At 67.2% G+C, this 326-nt stretch carries 1 protein-coding gene; it reads right to left on the bottom strand.

Features of this window, described 5'->3' with window-relative positions; translation table 11 throughout:
- Nucleotides 1-326, bottom strand: a 326-nt coding sequence (locus TN53_RS43485; RefSeq protein WP_046264461.1) for a hypothetical protein, incomplete at both ends; no start/stop codon positions are given.

Below are 326 nucleotides of genomic sequence, written 5' to 3'. Positions count from 1 at the left end.
TGTCGGCGGCGAAGGTGTCCAGCAGCAGCTTGAGCGTCAGGGGGGTGCGGGCCAGTGCATCGGCATCGGAGGTGGTGACTGCGTCCAGAAACCGGTCGGGGTCGAGGTCCCTGTCCCTGGCTGCGGTGATCAGGTCGGATCTCCGCAGAGGCGCCAAGGTGTAGGTGTCGCTGTCGGTAATGCCGAACGCTCGGGCGGCGGCCTGCCGTAGAACGTCGGTGTAGGCCATGGTGCGGCAGGCGATCAGCACGTGCAGCGGGCGGCAGTCGTAGGCGGCGGTCAGGTCGGTGAACCAGCCCGCGATTTCCTTGTTCGTGGCCTGACAC

It is taken from the genome of Streptomyces sp. WM6386 (assembly GCF_000972385.1).
In the GTDB taxonomy this organism is placed as follows: Bacteria; Actinomycetota; Actinomycetes; order Streptomycetales; family Streptomycetaceae; genus Streptomyces.
The sequence above is the reverse complement of the archived record's forward strand: the minus strand, read 5'-3'. Positions and strand labels throughout refer to the sequence as shown.